Source organism: Solimonas fluminis, assembly GCF_002930645.1.
Classification (GTDB): domain Bacteria; phylum Pseudomonadota; class Gammaproteobacteria; order Nevskiales; family Nevskiaceae; genus Solimonas_A; species Solimonas_A fluminis.
Genome location: NZ_PSNW01000008.1, coordinates 75,214 through 93,664 on the forward strand (window position 1 = coordinate 75,214; position 18,451 = coordinate 93,664).

Below are 18,451 nucleotides of genomic sequence, written 5' to 3' on the forward strand. Positions count from 1 at the left end.
CGGGCCGACCCCGGGCGGAAGGATGAAGCTCAGCGGCGTCCCGGGTTGCTCGGGCGGATGCTGACGCTGCCGCGGCAGCGGTCGCTGACATCGCGGCCGCAGTCGCGGAAGCCGAACTCCTGGTTCAGGCAGATGCGCACTTCGCTGAGCCAGCGGCTCTTGCAGCCCAGCGCGATGCCTTCGGCGGTCAGACCGGGATTGGCCTTGATGAAGTTGCGCTCGATCTCCGCCACGTTGGTGCTGATCGGCTTCTGCGGCGAGGCATAGGCGTCCGGGATCACCAGGCGGCGGCGGGCCCGTTCGGTCTGCAGGAAATACTCCTTCACGTCCAGGCCGCTGCAGGCGCCGTGCTTGCGCCATTCATGCTCGATCAGGCGCTCGCTGGGCATCAGCGGCAGCATGCGTTCGACCAGGCTGGACGGCACGCGATCCACGCGCTGGCAGTCGCGCGGGTAGCCGATCTCGTACTGCGGCCAGAGGCCGTGCACCACGAACTGGTAGGAGCGTTCGCATTGCTGCTCGCCGTTGCCCTTGGCGGAGGCGCAGTACTCCGGCGACCACGACAGCGCCAGGATCCAGTAGTCGAACGGGGCGGCCGCCTTTGCAGGCGGCGCCTCCGCGCGGCAGGCCGACGACGAAACCGCCAGGCACAGGCCCAGCAGCAGGCTGGCAAGAGCCCGCATCAGGCGGCCTTCTGGCCGGCCAGATACAGCCAGGTCTCGACCACGGTGTCCGGGTTGAGCGACATGGACTCGATCTTCTGGTCGAGCAGCCACTGCGCCAGCTCCGGGTGGTCCGAGGGGCCCTGGCCGCAGATGCCGATGTACTTGTTCTTCTTGCGGCAGGCGGCGATGGCCATGCTCAGCATCGCCTTGACCGCCTCGTTGCGCTCGTCGAACAGGTGGGCGATCAGGCCCGAGTCGCGGTCCAGGCCCAGGGTCAGCTGGGTCATGTCGTTGGAGCCGATGGAGAAGCCGTCGAAGTACTCGAGGAACTGCTCGGCCAGCACGGCATTGCTCGGCAGCTCGCACATCATGATCAGCTGCAGGCCGTTCTTGCCGCGCTCCAGGCCGTTGGCCTTGAGGATCTCGCCAACCTGGCGGGCCTCGTCCAGCGTGCGAACGAAGGGCACCATGATCTTGATGTTGGTCAGGCCCATCTCGTCGCGCACGTACTTCAGCGCCTGGCACTCCAGCTCGAAGCAGGGGCGGAAAGACTCGCTGATGTAGCGAGAGGCGCCGCGGAAGCCCAGCATCGGGTTCTCTTCGTGCGGCTCGTAGCGGCGGCCGCCCACGAGGTTGGCGTATTCGTTGGACTTGAAGTCCGACAGGCGCACGATCACCGGTTCCGGGGCGAAGGCGGCACCGATGGTGGCGATGCCCTCGGCGAGGCGCTTGACGAAGTAGTCCACCGGGTTGCCGTAGGGCGCGATCATCGGATCGATGATGCGGCGCACTTCCGGCGCCTGGGCGTCGAGCTCCAGCAGGGCCTGGGGGTGGATGCCGATCTGGCGGTTGATGATGAACTCCAGGCGGGCCAGGCCCACGCCCTTGTGCGGCAGCGAGGCGAAGTCGAAGGCCTGCTCCGGCGTGCCGACGTTCATCATGATCTTGACCGGGATGTCCGGCATCTTGTCCAGCGCGATCTCGTCGACGGCGAAGTCGATATGGCCGGCGTAGACGTTGCCGGTGTCGCCCTCGGCGCAGGACACGGTCACTTCCGTGCCGTCCTTGAGCTTCTCGGTGGCGTCACCGCAGCCGACCACGGCGGGAATGCCGAGCTCGCGCGCGATGATCGCGGCGTGGCAGGTGCGGCCGCCGCGGTTGGTCACGATGGCGCTGGCGCGCTTCATGATCGGCTCCCAGTCGGGATCGGTCATGTCGGTGACCAGCACGTCGCCCGGCTGCACGCGGGTCATCTCGGCGATGGAGTTGAGGATGCGCACCTTGCCGGCGCCGATCTTCTGGCCGATGGCGCGGCCGCTGCTGAGCAGTTCGCCCTTGCCCTTGAGCTTGTAGCGGCGCAGCGTGTTGGCGGCGGCGCGCGACTGCACGGTCTCCGGCCGGGCCTGCAGGATGTAGAGCTGGCCGTCGATGCCGTCCTTGCCCCACTCGATGTCCATCGGGCGGCCGTAGTGGTCCTCGATGATCAGCGCCTGCCTGGCCAGCGCCTCGATCTCGGCGTCATTCAGGCTGAAGCGGTTGCGTTCCTCGGTGGATACCGGCGTGAACTCGACCGTGCGGCCGAGCTTGCGGTCGGCCGAGTAGACCATCTTCTTGGCCTTCTCGCCGAGGCCGCGCTTGAGCACCGCCGGGCGGCCGGCGCGCAGGTTGGGCTTGTAGGCGTAGAACTCGTCCGGGTTGACCGCGCCCTGGACCACGGCCTCGCCGAGCCCGTAGGAAGAGGTGATGAATACCGCTTCACGGAAGCCGGACTCGGTATCCATGGTGAACATCACGCCCGAGGCGCCCTTGTCGGAGCGCACCATGCGCTGCACGCCGGCGGACAGGGCCACGGCGGCATGCTCGAAGTTGTGGTGCACGCGGTAGGCGATGGCGCGGTCGTTGAACAGGGAGGCGAAGACTTCCTTGATCGCGTGCAGGACGTTGTCGATGCCCTGGACGTTCAGGAAGGTCTCCTGCTGGCCGGCGAAGGAGGCGTCCGGCAGGTCCTCGGCGGTGGCGGAAGAGCGCACGGCCACCGAAATCTCGGCGGTGGATTCGGCCAGCAGCTTGCCGTAGGCGTCGCGGATCTCCTTCTCCAGGGCGGCGGGGAAGGGCGCCTTGATGCAGGCCTCGCGGATCGCCTTGCCGACCCGGGCCAGTTCGACCACGTCGTCCACGTCCAGCTTGCCCAGCATCTCGTTGATGCGGCCGGCCAGGCCTTCATGGGACAGGAACTCGCGATAGGCGGCGGCGGTGGTGGCGAAGCCGTTGGGCACCTTGACGCCGCTGGCGGCCAGGTTGCGGATCATTTCGCCGAGGGAGGCATTCTTGCCGCCAACAATCTCGACGTCATGCATGCCGAGTTCGGAGTACCAGAGGACGTTTTGGCTCACGTTCTTTCCTGTTGCGTAGCTGGGGGCGTGCGGAGACCGCACGTTATGGTTTATAAGTGGCAGAACCACACAAACTGTTGAAACTCAACAACATGACGCCGCTGCGCCACGTATTCTTCGTTTCCGACGGCACCGGCATCACTGCCGAGACCCTGGGCCACACCCTGCTGACCCAGTTCGAGGCGGTGGAATTCAAGACCACCACGCTGCCCTTCGTGAATTCGCCCGAGAAGGCGCGCAGCACGCTGGACTTCATCAACTTCATCGCCAAGGACGCCGGCCTGCGGCCGCTGATCTTCAGCACCACGGTCAACGACGAGGTGCGCGCTATTTTACGCACCGCGGACGCGCTTTTCCTGGATTTGTTCGATCTGATGATCCACACCATCGAACTGGAGCTGGGCGTGGCCTCCACCCATGCCCAGGGCCGCGCCCACGGCATGGCCAACCAGCAGAAGTACAATTCCCGCATTTCGGCGATGAATTACGCCATGGAGCACGACGACGGGCAGTCCACCCGCGACCTGGCCCGTGCGGACGTGATCCTGATTGCCCCCTCGCGCTGCGGCAAGACCCCGACCAGCCTCTACCTGGCCCTGCAGCACGGCCTGTTCGCCACCAATTTCCCGCTGACCGAGGACGACCTGGAGCAGCAGAAGCTGCCCAGCAGCCTGCGCGGCCTGGAGAACAAGTGTTTCGGCCTGACTTCGGAACCGGAGCGCCTGTCGCAGATCCGCAGCGAACGCCGGCCGGGCTCCAAGTATGCCTCCCTGGCCCAGTGCGCCTACGAACTGCGCCAGGCCGAGCAGTTGTACCGCCGGGCCCAGGTGCCGTTCCTGAACTCGGCCAACATGTCGATCGAGGAAATCGCCACGATGGTGATGCAGGAGAAGAACCTGCGTAAGCCGACGTTCTAGGAAAAACAGCTCAAAAGCAGCTTCCTGTCATTCGCCCGTCATCCGGCTGACATACTCTCCGCGGGACAGCAGCCTCCCCCAAGCCACTGTTTCCTGGAGAGTTTCACGATGACCCGCCTGATCGCGCCCGCCCTTGGCCCGGTGTCGCGCCGTGAGTTCCTGCGCACTGCCTTCTGGACCGCCGGCGCCGCCGGGACCCTGGGACTGGCGGGCTGCGGCAGCAGCGATTCGTCAGGTGACGGGGGAGTCCCGGGCGAGAGCCGGTTCGCCGGCATCGGCCCGCTGGGGGCCCCGGACGAGAACGGCCTGCGCCTGCCGGCCGGCTTCAGCTCCCGCGTGATCGCGGTATCCGGCCAGCCGGTCTCCGGCAGCCTGAATCTCTGGCATGTCTTCCCCGATGGCGGCGCCACCTTCCCGACGCCGGACGGCGGCTGGGTCTACACCTCCAATTCCGAGTTCCCGCTGCTGGGCGGCGTCGGCGCGGTGAAGTTCGATGCGCAGGGCGGGATCGTCGATTCCTACCGCATCCTCAACTTCACCAGCGCCAACTGCGCCGGCGGCAAGACCCCCTGGGGCACCTGGCTGTCCTGCGAGGAGACCGACAGCGGCCGGGTCCATGAATGCGATCCCCAGAAATCCGGCAACGGCACGGCGCGGCCGGTGCTGGGCATCTTCAAGCACGAGGCGGTGGCGGTGGATCCGGAGCGCCGCCAGCTGTTCCTCACCGAGGACACCGGCGACGGCCGCTTCTACCGGGTGGTCCCGACGGCGGCGGACTGGCCGCCCGGGGCGGAGCGTCCCGCGCTGCAGGAGGGCAGGCTGCAGGTGCTGCGGTTCTCCGAACTGGGTGCCAGCCAATACCCGCCCGAGGGTTTCGACCTGAGCCGCCCGAGGGCGGTGATCTGGGAGGACGCGGTGGACCCGGGCGAGGCCCAGTCCGGCGTGCGCAGCCGTCTTGGCGACGCGGCCCCCGGCACGCTCTTCAAGGGCGGAGAGGGCCTCTGGTACTTCAAGGGCCTGGTGTACTTCTCGACCAAGGGCGACAACCGCATCTGGTGCTACGACACCCGCGCCCGGACGCTCGAGGCCATCTATGACTTCAACAAGGCCACCGGGGAGGACAAGATCCTCAGCGGCGTCGACAACCTCACGGTCAGCGAGCACGGCGACGTGCTGGTGGCCGAGGATGGCGGCGACATGCAGATCTGTGTGATCCTGCCGAACCGCCGTGTGCTGCCGCTGCTGCAGGTGACCAATGCCGATGGCGTGCCCGACACCGACTCCGAGATCACCGGTCCGGCCTTCTCGCCGGACGGCCGGCGCCTGTATTTCAGCGCGCAGCGCAGCGGCCGCCTGGGGCGTGCCGGCAGCGGCATCACCTTCGAGGTGACCCTGCCGTTCTCGGCCTGCCCCGGCGGCGTTTGCCCCTGAGGAGCCTGGACATGGACCGGCGCGATTTCCTGCGGCAACTGTTCCTCGGCTCCGGCGCCCTGGCGCTGGGCCCGCTCCTGGCGGCCTGCGGCGGCTCCAGCAATGCCCGCGGCGGCAGCACCGGCCCGGTGGGGGGACGCGTCAGCAACCTCGACCGCATCGGCCCCCTGGGCGCGGCGGATGCCAATGGCGTGCGCTTGCCGGCCGGGTTCCGCTCCCGCATCGTGGCGGTGCAGGGCGAGCCGCCGGCGGCCGGCAGCAGCTACCGCTGGCACGTGGACCCGGATGGCGGCGCCTGCTTCGCGATGCCGGACGGCGGCTGGGTCTATGTTTCCAACAGCGAGGAAGCCGGCTTCAACCTGCTGGCGCCCTCCGGCGGCAACGGCGGGGTCGGCGCCCTGCGCTTCGGCGCCGACGGTACGCTGAACTCGGCGTATCCGATCCTGCGCAACACGCGCAACAACTGCGCCGGGGGCCTCACGCCCTGGGGCACCTGGCTGTCCTGCGAGGAAGTGGTCGACGGCTGGGTCTACGAATGCGACCCCAGCGGCGCCGCCGAGGCGCAGCGCGTGCCGGTGCTGGGCCGCTTCAACCACGAGGCCGTGGCGGTGCACCCGCAGACCGGCTACCTGTACCTGACCGAGGACCGCGGCGACGGCTGCTTCTACCGCTTCCGCCCCGCCGGCACGGCCTCGGGACGCCCGGACTGGAGTGCCGGCGGCGTGCTGGAGGTGCTGGAGGCCATCGGCGACGATCCCAGGCGCACCCGCGCCCTGCGCTGGCATGCCGTGCCGACGCCGCAGCCCCGCTACCGTTCCGGCAGCTTCCAGGATCCCGAGACCCGCAACCAGGTGGTGGCGGCCACACGCTTCAACGGCGGCGAGGGCATCTGGTACCACGCCGGACTGATGTACTTCACCAGCAAGGGCGACAACTGCGTGTGGTGCCATGACCTGCGCGCCGACACCCTGGACCTGGTCTACGACGACGACTGGTATCCGGAGCGCCCGCTGAGCGGCGTCGACAACATCACCGTGAGCCAGTTCGGCGACGTGCTGGTGGCCGAGGACGGCGGCAACATGGAGTTGGTGGTGGTGACGCCGGAGCGGGCCTATCCGCTGTGCCAGGTCGAGCATGCCGACTCCGAGATCGCCGGCCCCGCCTTCTCGCCGGATGGCTCGCGCCTATACTTCAGCTCGCAGCGTGGTCCTTCGCGCGGGGGCAACCGAGGGGTGACGTTCGAGATCACCGGGCCGTTCTTCAGGAACGCCTGATCTGCCGGGCATCCGCCGCGAGAGCGGGGCCCGTCGCCTGTCCTGAATTCTTTGATTCTGCATTTCGAGTACTGGGGAAAAACCGCATGTCCGGACCACGTCGTCGTTCCACCCGCCGCAAGAGCGGCCTGAGCCGCCGCGACTTCCTGCGCCGCGCCGGCGGTGCCGCCGCCTTCGGCGCGCTGCCCCTGCTGCCCGGTTGCGGCAGCTCCGATCCCATCGGGGGCGGCGGCGACGCCGAGTTCCTGCACGGCATCGCCAGCGGTGATCCGCTGCCGGACCGGGTGATCCTGTGGACCCGCGTCACCTCGACCGCGGAGCACGTGCCGGTGAGCTACGACGTGGCCTCCGACCCGGAGTTCCGGCATGTCGTCCAGCGCGGCAGCTTCACCACCGACGCGGCGCGCGACTACACCGTCAAGGTGGATGCCGCCGGCCTGCAGCCGGCCACCACCTACTACTATCGCTTCCGCGCCGGCGGGCAGACTTCGCCATCGGGACGCACGCGCACCGCGCCCTCGGGCGCGGTGGAGCGCCTGCGCGTGGGCGTGGTGTCCTGCTCCAGCTATGCCCATGGCTACTTCAACGCCTACCGCAAGCTGGCGCAGCGGCCCGACCTGGACGTGGTGCTGCATCTGGGCGACTACATCTACGAATACGGCACCGGCGAGTACGGCGACGCGCGTCCCTACGAGCCCGACCACGAGATCCTGACGCTGGCCGACTATCGCACGCGCCACGCCTACTACAAGCGCGAGGCGGATGTGCAGGCGGTGCACCGGCAGCATCCCTTCATCGCGGTCTGGGACGACCACGAGACCGCCGACAACAGCTGGCGCGACGGCGCCAACAACCACACCGAGGGCGAGGAGGGCGAGTGGGCCCTGCGCAAGGCCTGGGCGATCCAGGCCTACCACGAGTGGATGCCGATCCGCACGCCGGACCTGGCCAACCCGGAGCGCATCTACCGCAGCTTCCGCTACGGTGACCTCGCGGAGTTCACGATGCTGGACACGCGCCTGATCGGCCGCGACCTGCAGGCCTCGATGCTGGACGCCGGCAGCATCAACGACCAGGGGCGCCAGCTGATCGGCGAGCCGCAGCGCAATTTCCTGGCCACCACGCTGGCAGCGGCCGGCGGCGTGAAGTGGAAGTTCCTGGGCCAGCAGGTGATGTTCGGCCAGCTGCGCGTGGGCCTGCCGGAGCTGTCGCTGGTGACCAACATCCCGGTCGAGCAGTTGCGGGCCCTGCTGCAGGGCCTGCCCCTGGTCAGCACGGGCGGACTGATCATCAACACCGACCAGTGGGACGGCTACCGCGCCGAGCGCCAGCGCGTGCTCGACCTGATCTCGGGCCTGGACCTGGACAACGTGGTGGTGCTGACCGGCGACATCCACAGCTCCTGGGCCATGGACATTTCCGAGGACCCCAACAACCCGTTGGTCTACAACGGGCTGACCGGCGAGGGTTCGCGCGCGGTGGAGTTCGTCTGCACCTCGGTGACCTCCCCGGGACTGGAGCCGCTGAACCCGATCGCCGGGGCGCTGCGCCTGCTGAACCCCCACATGAAGTACGTGGACGTGGCGCGCAAGGGCTACCTGCTGCTGGACATCGTGCCGGAGAGGGTGACCGGCGAGTTCTGGTACGTGGACACCATCGACGCGGTCAGCGAGAACGAAAGCTTCGGCACGGCTTTCGCGACGGAGGACGGCAGCAACCGCCTGAGCTCGGCCGGGCAGACGGAACCGAGGACGGACGCCCCGGCCCTGGTGGCCTGAGCGCCGTTGCGCTGGCGATGCGCATGGCGGGGTAAAATCCCGCCATGTCCGCCTATTCTCCCCGTCTCAGCCGCCTGATCGAGGCCCTGCGCCGCCTCCCGGGCGTCGGTCCCAAGTCGGCGCAGCGCATGGCTTTCCACCTGCTGGACCGCGACCGCCAGGGGGCGCAGCTGCTGGGCGAGACCCTGGTGGAAGCCCTCGGCGGCATCGGGCGCTGTCCCAGCTGCCGCATGTTCTGCGACGAGGGCGAGAACTGCCGCTACTGCTCGTCCTCGCGCACCGCCGCCGGCCAGCTCTGCGTGGTCGAGTCGCCGGCCGACCTGATGGCGATCGAGGGCGGCACCTCCTACCGCGGGCGCTACTTCGTGCTGATGGGTCGCCTGTCGCCCCTGGACGGCATCGGTCCGGAGGAACTGGGCCTGGACCGGCTGCAGGCGCAGCTGGCCGCGGGCGAGGTGCAGGAAATGATCATCGCCACCAATCCCACCGTGGAGGGGGAGGCCACCGCCTATTACCTGGCGGAGATGGCGCGCGGGCAGGGCGTCCGGGTGACGCGCATCGCCCACGGCGTGCCCATGGGCGGCGAGCTGGAATACGTGGACGGCGGCACGCTGGCGCATGCGCTGAGCGGGCGTACGCCGGTCTGATTCCCGCTTTTTGTAGGAGCGGCCGTTGGCCGCGACACTCAGGATCGCGGCCAACGGCCGCTGCTACGGGCTTGGCTATTCAGCCAGCAGCTTTTCCACCTTCGCCGCGCAGATGAAGTCGTTCTCGGTGAGGCCGTTGACCGCATGGGTCCACCAGCTGACCTTGGCGACTTTGTAGCTGAAGTCGATGTCCGGGTGGTGATTCTCGGAATGCGCGATCCAGGCCACGGCGTTGACGAAGGCGGTGGTCTGGTAATAGGTGCGGAAGGTGAATTCCGCGCGGAGCATCCTGCCTTCGCGCAGCAGGCGCCAGCGCTCCGGCAACTGCTCCTTGAGCTTCATGCAGGCTGCAAGGTCCAGCGCCTTGGCGTCACCCTCGCAGGCCACGCAGCGCTTGGAGGCGAGGTCGGACATGGCCGGGCTCCCGTAGATTAAGATTCGGGATTATCGCCTAAACTGCGCCCTCACATGCCTGCCCATGCTTCCAACCTGATCTGGATCGACCTCGAGATGACGGGCCTGGTGCCCGAGCGCCATCGCATCATCGAGATCGCCACCATCGTCACCGACCAGAACCTCAAGGTGCTGGCCGAGGGCCCCGTCATCGCGGTGAAGCAGAGCGACGAGGAGCTGGCCGCGATGGACGACTGGAACACGCGCCAGCACGGCGGCTCCGGCCTGACCCAGCGCGTGCGCGACAGCCGGGTGGACGATGCCGCGGCCGAGGCGATGACCCTGGAGTTCCTGTCGCAGTGGGTACCTGCCGGCAAGTCGCCGATGTGCGGCAACTCGATCTGCCAGGACCGCCGTTTCCTGGCGCGCTGGATGCCGCGGCTGGAGAAGCATTTCCACTACCGCAACCTCGACGTCAGCACGCTCAAGGAGCTGTGCTCGCGCTGGACGCCCGCCATCTCCAAGGGCTTCGTGAAGTCCTCGACCCATCTGGCGCTGGACGACGTGCGCGATTCCATCGCGGAACTGCGCTACTACCGCCAGCATTTCCTGATCGCCGCCGCGCAACCGCACGACACGGAGTCCCCATGATCATCCGCCCCTTCCTCGCCGCATCGCTGCTGGCCGCTGCCGCCCTGCCGGCGGCGGCGCAGCAGGGCAACTACGTCAGCTTCGGCGCCGGGGCGCTGGTGTTCGACCAGGTCTACGTCGGCAACGATACCGAGGTCACCGGGCTGCCGTTCGTACAGGGCCAGTACGGAGACTTCTTCCTGCAGGGCCTGACCCTGGGCTGGTCGTTCCTGCGCCAGGACGCCTACCGTCTGTCGCTGCTGGGCAATTTCCGCCTCAACAGCCTGGAGTCCGGCGATCTCGATCCGCGGCTGGACATCGAGGAACGCAAGCAGACCTTCGAGGGCGGGTTGGGCATCAGCATGCCGCTGACCGAGCGCCTGCTGCTCGATGCGCACGTGCTGGCGGACCTGCTGGACCGCCACGGCGGCTACGAGGTGGGCTTGCGGGTTTCGCGCCCGACCCTCCTGGGCGACTTCGTGCTGGCGCCGAGCCTGGGCCTGAACCTGCTCAGCGAGGACTTCACCGCGTATTACTACGGCCTGAAGCCGGGCGAAGCGGGTTTTGCCGCCGGCTACGAGCCGGGCAACGTCGTGGTGCCGCAACTGGGCCTCAGTGCCTTCTACCCGCTGACGCCGCGCTGGACCCTGACCGGCCTGCTCGGCGGACGCTGGCTCGGCAGCGACATCGAGGACAGCCCGCTGGTGGACTCGGAGTGGGAGAGCACGCTGTTCATCGGCGCCAGCTACCGGCTGCCGCTGTGAAAAGCAGTGCTGAGTGCTGAGTGCTGAGTGCTGAGTGCTGAGTGCTGAGTGCTGAGTGCTGAGTGCTGAGTGCTGAGTGCTGAGTGCTGAGTGCTGAGTGCTGAGTGCTGAGTGCTGAGTGCTGAGTGCTGAGTGCTGAGTGCTGAGTGCTGAGTGCTGAGTGCTGAGTGCTGAGTGCTGAGTGCTGAGTGCTGAGTGCTGAGTGCTGAGTGCTGAGTGCTGAGTGCTGAGTGCTGAGTGCTGAGTGCTGAGTGCTGAGTGCTGAGTGCTGAGTGCTGAGTGCTGAGTGCTGAGTGCTGAGTGCTGAGTGCTGAGTGCTGAGTGCTGAGTGCTGAGTGCTGAGTGCTGAGTGCTGAGTGCTGAGTGCTGAGTGCTGAGTGCTGAGTGCTGAGTGCTGAGTGCTGAGTGCTGAGTGCTGAGTGCTGAGTGCTGAGTGCTGAGTGCTGAGTGCTGAGTGCTGAGTGCTGAGTGCTGAGTGCTGAGTGCTGAGTGCTGAGTGCTGAGTGCTGAGTGCTGAGTGCTGAGTGCTGAGTGCTGAGTGCTGAGTGCTGAGTGCTGAGTGCTGAGTGCTGAGTGCTGAGTGCTGAGTGCAGGAGCCAGCTTGCTGGCGACGGATCGCCAGCAAGCTGGCTCCTACAGGCCAGGACTATACGCGGACATTCCTCTGTCACTTGGCACTGAGTCCTCAGCACTCAGCACTGCTTTTAGCGCAGCGGCAGGGTCGCCGTCACCTTGCCGCCGCCCAGGGTCTCGGAGCGTCCCAGGTCCAGCTGGCCCTCGTAGGCCTTCACCAGTTCCGCCACCGCGGCCAGGCCGATGCCCTGGCCGGGCGTCTGGTCGTCGGCGCGCACGCCGCGCTGCAGCAGCAGGTCCGGATTCTCCGGAAAGCCGGGGCCGTCGTCCTCCACGACGAAGCTGCAGCGGTTGTCCGCCACGCGGCTGGAAATGCGCACGCGGCCGCCGCCGTACTTGCAGGCGTTGTCCAGCAGGTTGCCGAGCAGCTCGTAGAGGTCGCCCTGGTCGGCGCGCAGCTTCAGGTTGGGGGTCAGCTGCAGGTCGAAGCGCGGGTCCTTGTCGGCGTAGACCTTGGTCAGGGCCCCGGCGATCTTCTCGATCAGCGGGCGCACGCGCAGCGGCTTGCTCAGCGTGCGCGTGCCGGCGGCGGCGGCGCGGCGCAGCTGGTGGTCCACGATGCGCTGCATGCGCGTGACCTGCTCCTGCAGCTGTTCGCGCTGCGCCGCCGCCAGCCCCCGCTCCTGCGACATGCCGGAGAGCACCGCCAGCGGCGTCTTCAGCGTGTGGGCCAGGTCGCCCAGGGCATTGCGGTAGCGCAGCTGCTGGTTGCGCTCGTTGACGATCATGGCGTTGAGATCGTGCGTCAGCGGGCGGATTTCATCCGGGTACTGTCCGGTGATCTCGTCCTGCATGCCGGACTCGATCTCCTGCAGTTCGCGGCCCAGGCGCAGCAGCGGCGCCAGGCTCCAGCGCTGCAGGAACAGCAGGGTGGCGGTCAGCGCCATCGCGGTGCCGCCCAGCCAGCCCCAGAGCGTGCGCCGGAAACTGGCCATCTGTTCGCGGTAGCCCTTGGTCGTTTCCAGCACCACGATGTTGTAGCGCCGCGGATCGCGCGCCAGGTCGATCCAGCGCAGCCCGAAGCTCAGCGAGAACACGTCCGGATTCCGCAGGCGCTCGAACTGCCACTGGCCGACCTCGGTGAGCGCCGGCGGCGGCAGGTCCAGGAAGGCGGCGGAACTCCAGACGGCATGTCCGCGCTCGTCGAACAGCGCGGCATCCAGGCCGGACAGCGGCTGGCGCAGGCGCGGGTCGGGCACGGCATCCAGGGCGATGCTGAGCTCACCGTCCTCGCGCGGCGCGGCGGAGCCGAGCAGGGCGTAGACCAGGCCCTTGAGCTTCTCCTCCTCTGCCGTCAGCAGGCTGCTGCGGAACGCCTGGTCGAGCGCGTAGGCCGTCAGCGCGACGAAGGCCGTCAGCACCAGCGCGGAGGCCGTCAGCAGGCGGCCGCGCAGGGAGTTGCGGATCACGCCCGGCACCGGCAGGCGGGCGGTGTTCAGGCGCGTGGCAGGTCCCAGCGGTAGCCGGCACCACGCAGCGTGGTGATCGGGTTGTACTGGCTGTCCGGATCGAGCTTGGTGCGCAGGCGCCGGATGAAGACCTCGATCACGTTGCTGTCGCGTTCCTCGTCCTCGGTGTAGAGATGCTCGGTCAGCTCGGACTTGGAGATCACCTTGCCGGCATGGGTCAGCAGGTACTCCAGAACGCGGTACTCGAAGCTGGTCAGTTCCACCGGCTTGCCGTCGGCAGACACCGACTTGGCGGCGGTGTCGAGCTGGTAGGGGCCGGACTCCATCTTGGACTGCGCCCAGCCGCCGCTGCGGCGCAGCAGGGCGCGCACGCGGGCCAGCAGTTCCTCGCGATGGAAAGGCTTGACCAGGTAGTCGTCGGCACCGGCCTCCAGGCCCTCGACCTTGCTCTGCCAGCCGTCGCGGGCGGTGAGGATCAGGATCGGGAATTTGCGGCCTGCCGCGCGGGCACGGCGGATGATATCCAGGCCGTTGCCCTTGGGCAGCCCGAGATCGACGATGGCGACGTCGGCCGGGTACTCCTCGGCCATGTAGCCGCCCTGCTCGCCGTCGGAGGCGGCGTCCACGGCAAAACCCTCTTCCGAGAGGAAGTTGACGACCTGGGCCTGCAGGGCCGGGTCGTCTTCGATCACCAGTGCGCGCATGTTGTGGTTCTAGTGGCTAGTCGGGGGAAACGTGGACGGTGCGGACTTCGCCGTCCTTGAGCAGCTTCACGCGGTAGCCGCCGAAGCCGTCCTGGTCGATCGCCAGCACGCGTCCGCCGTGCTTGCGCTGCGCGCGATCGGCGGCATCCCGCATGGACATCCCCTGGGGGCTCCCCGGGTTCCGGTCGCTCCGGAATTCCATGGGGGGGACGAGATCCCGCCGCGGATCGGCCGCAGCCGGGCCTGCGACAAGGCCGCCCAGCAGGATCAGCAGGAGTGCAGTCGTGCCGCGCATGGCCTACTGTAGCCTCATCGCGCCGCTACGGCCACGGTTGCGCACTGGCAGGCGCTCGCCGGGCTCATAGGGCAGGCGGGTGCCGTAGACGCGGCCGTCGTAGTGGTAGAGCACGTCGTAGCCCTCCACGCGCTGTTCCATCCGCCAAGCCGTCACCGTGCGGCAGGACGGGGTCCCGGCGACATCCTCCGGCGCGTCGCACTGGCGATGGCGCTCGGCGACGCGCACCTCGCCGTAGACCGGCCGGCTGCTGATCACCTCGGCGTAGGGACGCGGGTCATCGGCGGCATGGAGTACGGTCATCGGCAGGCAGGCGAGGCTCAGTAGGGCGAGGATCTTGTTCATGGCTGGCGACCGCTAGCCTATGAAACAAAAGCTGAATTCTCTCTTAACTCAGACGGCTGAACGCGGGCTGAATGAAGCGCGATCCGGTCGTTTCCGGTTATTTCTGGGAGGTGGTGGCGAACTTCTTCAGCGTCGCCGGCGAGAAGTAGCCCGGGGTTTCCTCCCAGTCGTAGTCGATCAGCTTCCTTTCCTCGTTGGTCAGGTTGGTGGCGACGTAGCGCCGCGACTGCAGGTCGTAGTGCACCTGCACGCCGTTGACCACCACGGGTACGTTGGCGAAGCAGATCGAGTGCGACTCCGCCGTGCGCCAGAACTGGTTGCGCTCGTCGTAGATATCCTGGGCATGGACGATCCAGGAATCCTCGTCGAGGTAGAAGGTGCGCTTCTTGTAGCGGTGGGCGAACCCGGCCTTCACCTCGGCCTCGATCACCCAGACCCGGTGCAGCTCGTAGCGGGCGAGGTCCTGGTTGATATGGCCCTTGCCGACGATGTCCTTGTACTTCACCGCCGGGTCATAGAGCTTGTAGCTGTTGTAGGGAATGATCATCTCCTTCTTGCCCAGGAGCTTGATCGTGTAGCGGTCCAGCGGACCGTTGAACATGTCGATCTGGTCGTGCGTCATCAGGCCGTCGAACAGCGGGTTGTCGTAGCCTACCTCGCCGATGCGGCGCGCGCGCCCGACGCTGTTGTTGTAGACCCACACGCCGGTCTGGTCCTTGATGCGGTCCAGCGGGACGTGCAGCAGGTGCGCCTCGCCGGCCTTGTTCGGCGGCGACACCACCTTGGTCAGCGCATAGACGTTCATGCCCTTGAGCGTGTCCAGCGTCGTCTTCGGGTTGTTGTAGACGAAGCTCAGCTCCAGGTAGTCGCGCTCCACCACGTAGGAGCCGTCGGCATTGGTCGCGGCCATGTTGAGGAAGCCGCGGAAACCCTTGGTGTTGTAGCGCAGGATGTGGTTCCACATCACCTCGGTGCCGTTCTTGGGGATCGGGAACGGGTAGCCCTGGGTGGTGCAGCAGAAACCGTAGCCGTTGTTGTTCAGCTCCACCGTGGTGGCGTTCTTCTTGGTCGCCTCATAGAACCAGGCCGGGTAGCTGGCGCTGCGCCGGGACGGGTAGACCGGCATCTTGTAGGTGGAGGGGAAGGTCTTGAACAGCTGGCGGTGTCCCTCGGTCAGCTGGTCCTTGTACTGGTCGACGTTCTTGGCCGTGATGACGTACAGCGGCTTGTCGGCGGCATAGGGATTGCTGCCGCGGGGCATGGGCTTCTGCGGCAGTCCGCCGTCCCAGGCCGGGATCGTGCCGGCGGCATTGCCGGCAGCCTCCGCGCCCATGGGCGTCAGTTCCTTGCCCAGCTTGGCGGCCTCGGCGGCGGTGACCTTGGCCTGGGCGGGCAGGGCGAGCGCCGCCAGCAGGGCGGCCAGGGCGATGATGGGGCGTCTTTTCATGGCGTCGGGCCTCCTCGGCCCTGCGCTGGCGGTTGTCCTGTTTCGATTGTGCCGCCGGCGGAAGGTTCTGGCCCCCGCTGCCGCAGCACGGCCCAGGCCAGGGCCGGCAGCAGCAGGATGGCACCGAACAGGTTGGTGGTGAACATGAACAGCAGCAGCAGGCCCATGTCGTGCTGGAACTGCAGGTCGGAGAACAGCCAGGTGACCACGGCGATGATCAGCGACAGCGAGGTGAAGATCACGGCCTTGCCGGTGTGCCGCAGTGCCTCCAGGAAGGCCTGGCGCAGCGGCAGGCCGCCGGCCAGCATCGCCGCCAGCACGCTCCAGAGGTAGATGCCGTCGTCCACGCCGATGCCGACGCCGAAGGCAGCGACCGGCAGGGTCGCGGACTTCATGCCGATGCCGATCGTGGCCATGCCGCCGTAGGTCAGCAGCGAGCACAGCACCAGCGGGCCGATGATGCAGATCACGCTGGCCAGCGAGCGGAAGGAGATCCAGACGAAGATCAGCAGCGTCAGGTGCACCCAGACGATCACCACGATCTCGCGGGCGCGGATCTCCTCGTTGGTGGCGGCCATCACGCCGACGTTGCCCGAGGCGAGCTGGAACTCCACGCCGCTGTCGCGGTTGGCCTCGTCGAAGGCCTTGGTGGCATCGACGATGCGCTGGATGGTTTCGGCGCGATGGTCGCGCGTGAAGACCAGCACCGGCATCACGCTGCAGTCCGGGTTGTTGAGGCCCAGCGAGGACGGCACCATGCCGGCGATGTTGCCGAAGCCCTCCTCGTTGCGCGGCAGCACCCGCCACTTGGGCGCGTCCTCGAACCAGGCGCCGCGGATCACGCGCGCCAGCTGCGGCAGGGCCAGCACCGACTGGACGCCCTCGGTGTTCTGCATGTGCCAGGCAAAGCGGTCGATGGCCTCCATCTTCTCCGGCTTCACGCAGCCGTATTCGCCGACCACCGCCACCACCTTGAGCAGGTCCACGCCGATGGCGAAGTTGGAGACGATGGCCTGCGAGTCGCGGTTGTAGCGCCCGTCGGGCTTGAGCTCGGGCACGCCCACCTGCTGGTCGCCGATGGTCAGCTGCGGATACATCCACAGTGCCCAGGCCAGCGAGAGCAGGGCCACGCCAAGGGTGGGCACGGCGTACCTTGTCTCCGCGAAGCGCGCCAGCCGGCGCCACAGCCGGTCGCCCAGCTCCACGCGGCGCTGCTGCCGGCGGCGGAACTGCTCCACGTCGGGCAGCGAGACCCAGGACAGCACGATCGGCAGCATGACCTTGTTGGTGACGATCACCGCGGCCATGCCCAGCGCCGCATTGATCGCCATCTCGCGCACGATCTCGATGTTGATGAAGGCCAGCGTGGCGAAGCCGATGACGTTGGTCAGGATCGCGACCGTGCCCGGGATGAACAGGCGGCGGAAGGTCTCGATGGACGCGTCCAGCGGATTGCGCTGGTTGACCGCCACCTCGTTGCCCCAGCCGTTGATGTACTGGACGCCGTGCGACACGCCGATCGACAGGATCAGGAAGGGGACCAGGATGGCGAAGGGGTCCAGGCCGAATCCGGCGAGGTGCAGCAGGCCCAGTTCCCAGATGACCGCGGTGATCGCCGCCGACAAGGGCAGCAGGGACAGCCGCCAGGAGCCGCAGAAGGCCCAGAGCAGCAGCATGGTCAGCACCAGGGCGACGAAGAAGAAGCCCACCACTTCCAGGCTGGCGTCGGTGACGTCGCCGACCACCTTGGCGAAACCGATGATGTGGATCGTGAAGCTGGGGTCGTAGTCAGGGTTGGCGTCCTGCCGCAGTTCAAGTTCGCTGCGCTTGACCAGGCGCAGGGCCTCGTCCGCGCGCTCGCGATCGGCCATGACGTGGAAGAAGCCCGGTGCCCACAGCGGGGCGGAGTAGCGCGTGGACACCACCTCGCCGGCCTTGAAGCCCTCGACGTCGGCTCGTGCCACCCACTGCCAGCGCTGCGGACTGGCATAGCGGCCGCGGATGCGCTCCAGTTCGCGCGCCACCCAGCGGTAGTCCAGCTTTTCGCCGGTGGCCGGGTCGTGCTCGAGCAGTTCGCCCACGATCATGGCGCCGTTCTGGTCGGCGGACACCAGCCGGCCGATCACTCCGGCCTTGGCGACGTTGCCGCGGATCAGCTGCAGCATCTCCGGGGTCGGCTGGTAGTTGCGCGGCACCACGTCGCCGGAGCCGAAGCCGCCCTCGACCACCTCGATGTAGCGCACGCCCGGGGTGAACAGCGAGGAAACGCGGGAGCGGTCCACGCCGGGCAGGAAGAACACGTCGTCGGTGATGCGGCGCAGGTGTTCCAGGAAGCGCGGCTCGTAGATGCCCTGGCCGTCGGTCCGGTCGCGGCGGATCAGCGCGATGGAGATCAGGTTGGCGCCGCCGAAGGCCTGTTCATACTGCTTGAACACCTTCATGTAGGGGTGTTCCAGGGGAATCTGCTTCTCGAAGCCGGCGTCGGGCTTCAGGTGCATCGCGGAGACCGCCATGCCGGCGGTGACCGCGATCAGCGCCGCGAAAGTCAGGCGCCGCCGCCCGTACACCAGGGCGATGAAGAACCGCAGTATCGATTCGGCAGTGACCGCCACCGCGCTCCTCCACGAGCAGGTGCCGCCGGATTATGGAAGCCTTGGCGGCGGGGTCCGGGTCGGTCCCGGATTCAGGAGCCTATTGTGGTCAGAGCCGCGGGTGCGCTCAAGCAC

16 protein-coding genes are annotated in these 18,451 nt (G+C 67.6%); 7 read left to right on the forward strand and 9 right to left on the reverse strand.

The features are described 5' to 3' along the window. Positions 1-29 precede the first annotated feature (29 nt). Both C3942_RS14760 and ppsA read right to left on the reverse strand, forming a co-directional pair. Positions 30-683: a ribonuclease T2 family protein gene (locus C3942_RS14760; RefSeq protein ID WP_104231123.1), complete on the reverse strand. Its 654-nt coding sequence runs from the start codon at positions 681-683 to the stop codon at positions 30-32. Further along, positions 683-3,058: a phosphoenolpyruvate synthase gene (ppsA, locus tag C3942_RS14765; RefSeq protein WP_104231124.1), complete on the reverse strand. Its 2,376-nt coding sequence runs from the start codon at positions 3,056-3,058 to the stop codon at positions 683-685. Before ppsA ends, C3942_RS14760 begins: the two co-directional genes overlap by 1 nt. Before the next feature lie 77 nt (positions 3,059-3,135). Between ppsA and ppsR the strand changes: the two genes are divergently transcribed. From ppsR to recR, 5 genes are all read left to right on the forward strand, one after another. Further along, entirely contained in the window at positions 3,136-3,975 is an 840-nt protein-coding gene (ppsR, locus tag C3942_RS14770; protein WP_243393616.1) for a posphoenolpyruvate synthetase regulatory kinase/phosphorylase PpsR, read from the forward strand. Positions 3,976-4,083: 108 nt separating this feature from the next. Beyond that, entirely contained in the window at positions 4,084-5,406 is a 1,323-nt protein-coding gene (locus tag C3942_RS14775; RefSeq protein ID WP_104231126.1) for an alkaline phosphatase PhoX, read from the forward strand. 11 nt (positions 5,407-5,417) lie between these two features. Beyond that, positions 5,418-6,680, forward strand: a complete 1,263-nt coding sequence (locus tag C3942_RS14780; protein WP_104231127.1) for an alkaline phosphatase PhoX — start codon at positions 5,418-5,420, stop codon at positions 6,678-6,680. Between the two features lie 86 nt (positions 6,681-6,766). Then, on the forward strand, positions 6,767-8,458 hold the full coding sequence (locus C3942_RS14785; RefSeq protein ID WP_104231128.1) for an alkaline phosphatase D family protein: 1,692 nt from the start codon (positions 6,767-6,769) through the stop codon (positions 8,456-8,458). A 44-nt stretch (positions 8,459-8,502) separates the two neighbouring features. Next, positions 8,503-9,105, forward strand: coding sequence for a recombination mediator RecR (gene recR, locus C3942_RS14790; protein ID WP_104231129.1), 603 nt, complete (start codon positions 8,503-8,505; stop codon positions 9,103-9,105). A gap of 75 nt (positions 9,106-9,180) precedes the next feature. On the opposite strand, the gene C3942_RS14795 is transcribed toward recR, so the two are convergent. After that, positions 9,181-9,519: a 4a-hydroxytetrahydrobiopterin dehydratase gene (locus C3942_RS14795; protein ID WP_104231130.1), complete on the reverse strand. Its 339-nt coding sequence runs from the start codon at positions 9,517-9,519 to the stop codon at positions 9,181-9,183. A gap of 54 nt (positions 9,520-9,573) precedes the next feature. On the opposite strand from C3942_RS14795, the gene orn reads away from it, so the two are divergent. Together orn and C3942_RS14805 are read left to right on the forward strand one after the other, a co-directional pair. Next, positions 9,574-10,149, forward strand: a complete 576-nt coding sequence (gene orn, locus C3942_RS14800; RefSeq protein ID WP_104231131.1) for an oligoribonuclease — start codon at positions 9,574-9,576, stop codon at positions 10,147-10,149. Then, the gene (locus C3942_RS14805) at positions 10,146-10,892 is read left to right on the forward strand and encodes a MipA/OmpV family protein (RefSeq protein ID WP_104231132.1); all 747 of its coding nucleotides are present in this window, start codon (positions 10,146-10,148) and stop codon (positions 10,890-10,892) included. The genes orn and C3942_RS14805 overlap by 4 nt, the downstream gene beginning before the upstream one ends. A gap of 704 nt (positions 10,893-11,596) precedes the next feature. Here the strand turns inward: C3942_RS14805 and C3942_RS14815 are convergent. The 6 genes from C3942_RS14815 to C3942_RS14835 all read right to left on the reverse strand — a co-directional run bounded on the left by C3942_RS14815 (position 11,597) and on the right by C3942_RS14835 (position 18,337). Further along, a complete protein-coding gene (locus C3942_RS14815) occupies positions 11,597-12,934 on the reverse strand; it encodes an ATP-binding protein (RefSeq protein ID WP_104231257.1) in 1,338 nt (445 codons plus the stop codon). Between the two features lie 26 nt (positions 12,935-12,960). Continuing rightward, positions 12,961-13,638, reverse strand: coding sequence for a response regulator transcription factor (locus C3942_RS14820; protein WP_104231134.1), 678 nt, complete (start codon positions 13,636-13,638; stop codon positions 12,961-12,963). Positions 13,639-13,654: 16 nt separating this feature from the next. Further along, the gene (locus tag C3942_RS22345; protein ID WP_165797467.1) at positions 13,655-13,792 is read right to left on the reverse strand and encodes a hypothetical protein; all 138 of its coding nucleotides are present in this window, start codon (positions 13,790-13,792) and stop codon (positions 13,655-13,657) included. Positions 13,793-13,936: 144 nt separating this feature from the next. After that, entirely contained in the window at positions 13,937-14,278 is a 342-nt protein-coding gene (locus C3942_RS14825; RefSeq protein ID WP_104231135.1) for a hypothetical protein, read from the reverse strand. A 97-nt stretch (positions 14,279-14,375) separates the two neighbouring features. After that, on the reverse strand, positions 14,376-15,725 hold the full coding sequence (locus C3942_RS14830; protein ID WP_104231136.1) for a DUF1329 domain-containing protein: 1,350 nt from the start codon (positions 15,723-15,725) through the stop codon (positions 14,376-14,378). Beyond that, positions 15,722-18,337 (reverse strand): efflux RND transporter permease subunit, encoded by a 2,616-nt coding sequence (locus C3942_RS14835; protein WP_243393617.1) that lies wholly within the window; start codon positions 18,335-18,337, stop codon positions 15,722-15,724. The genes C3942_RS14830 and C3942_RS14835 overlap by 4 nt, the downstream gene beginning before the upstream one ends. Positions 18,338-18,451 lie beyond the last annotated feature (114 nt).

What these genes read in the sequence shown, in the direction of transcription:
- C3942_RS22345 (WP_165797467.1), bottom strand. Translation starts at nt 13,792, where the DNA reads ATGCGGGATGCCGCCGATCGCGCGCAGCGCAAGCACGGCGGACGCGTG.
- C3942_RS14805 (WP_104231132.1), top strand. Translation starts at nt 10,146, where the DNA reads ATGATCATCCGCCCCTTCCTCGCCGCATCGCTGCTGGCCGCTGCCGCC.
- recR (WP_104231129.1), top strand. Translation starts at nt 8,503, where the DNA reads ATGTCCGCCTATTCTCCCCGTCTCAGCCGCCTGATCGAGGCCCTGCGC.
- orn (WP_104231131.1), top strand. Translation starts at nt 9,574, where the DNA reads ATGCCTGCCCATGCTTCCAACCTGATCTGGATCGACCTCGAGATGACG.
- C3942_RS14785 (WP_104231128.1), top strand. Translation starts at nt 6,767, where the DNA reads ATGTCCGGACCACGTCGTCGTTCCACCCGCCGCAAGAGCGGCCTGAGC.
- C3942_RS14780 (WP_104231127.1), top strand. Translation starts at nt 5,418, where the DNA reads ATGGACCGGCGCGATTTCCTGCGGCAACTGTTCCTCGGCTCCGGCGCC.
- C3942_RS14760 (WP_104231123.1), bottom strand. Translation starts at nt 683, where the DNA reads ATGCGGGCTCTTGCCAGCCTGCTGCTGGGCCTGTGCCTGGCGGTTTCG.
- C3942_RS14825 (WP_104231135.1), bottom strand. Translation starts at nt 14,278, where the DNA reads ATGAACAAGATCCTCGCCCTACTGAGCCTCGCCTGCCTGCCGATGACC.
- C3942_RS14775 (WP_104231126.1), top strand. Translation starts at nt 4,084, where the DNA reads ATGACCCGCCTGATCGCGCCCGCCCTTGGCCCGGTGTCGCGCCGTGAG.
- C3942_RS14795 (WP_104231130.1), bottom strand. Translation starts at nt 9,519, where the DNA reads ATGTCCGACCTCGCCTCCAAGCGCTGCGTGGCCTGCGAGGGTGACGCC.
- C3942_RS14820 (WP_104231134.1), bottom strand. Translation starts at nt 13,638, where the DNA reads ATGCGCGCACTGGTGATCGAAGACGACCCGGCCCTGCAGGCCCAGGTC.
- C3942_RS14830 (WP_104231136.1), bottom strand. Translation starts at nt 15,725, where the DNA reads ATGAAAAGACGCCCCATCATCGCCCTGGCCGCCCTGCTGGCGGCGCTC.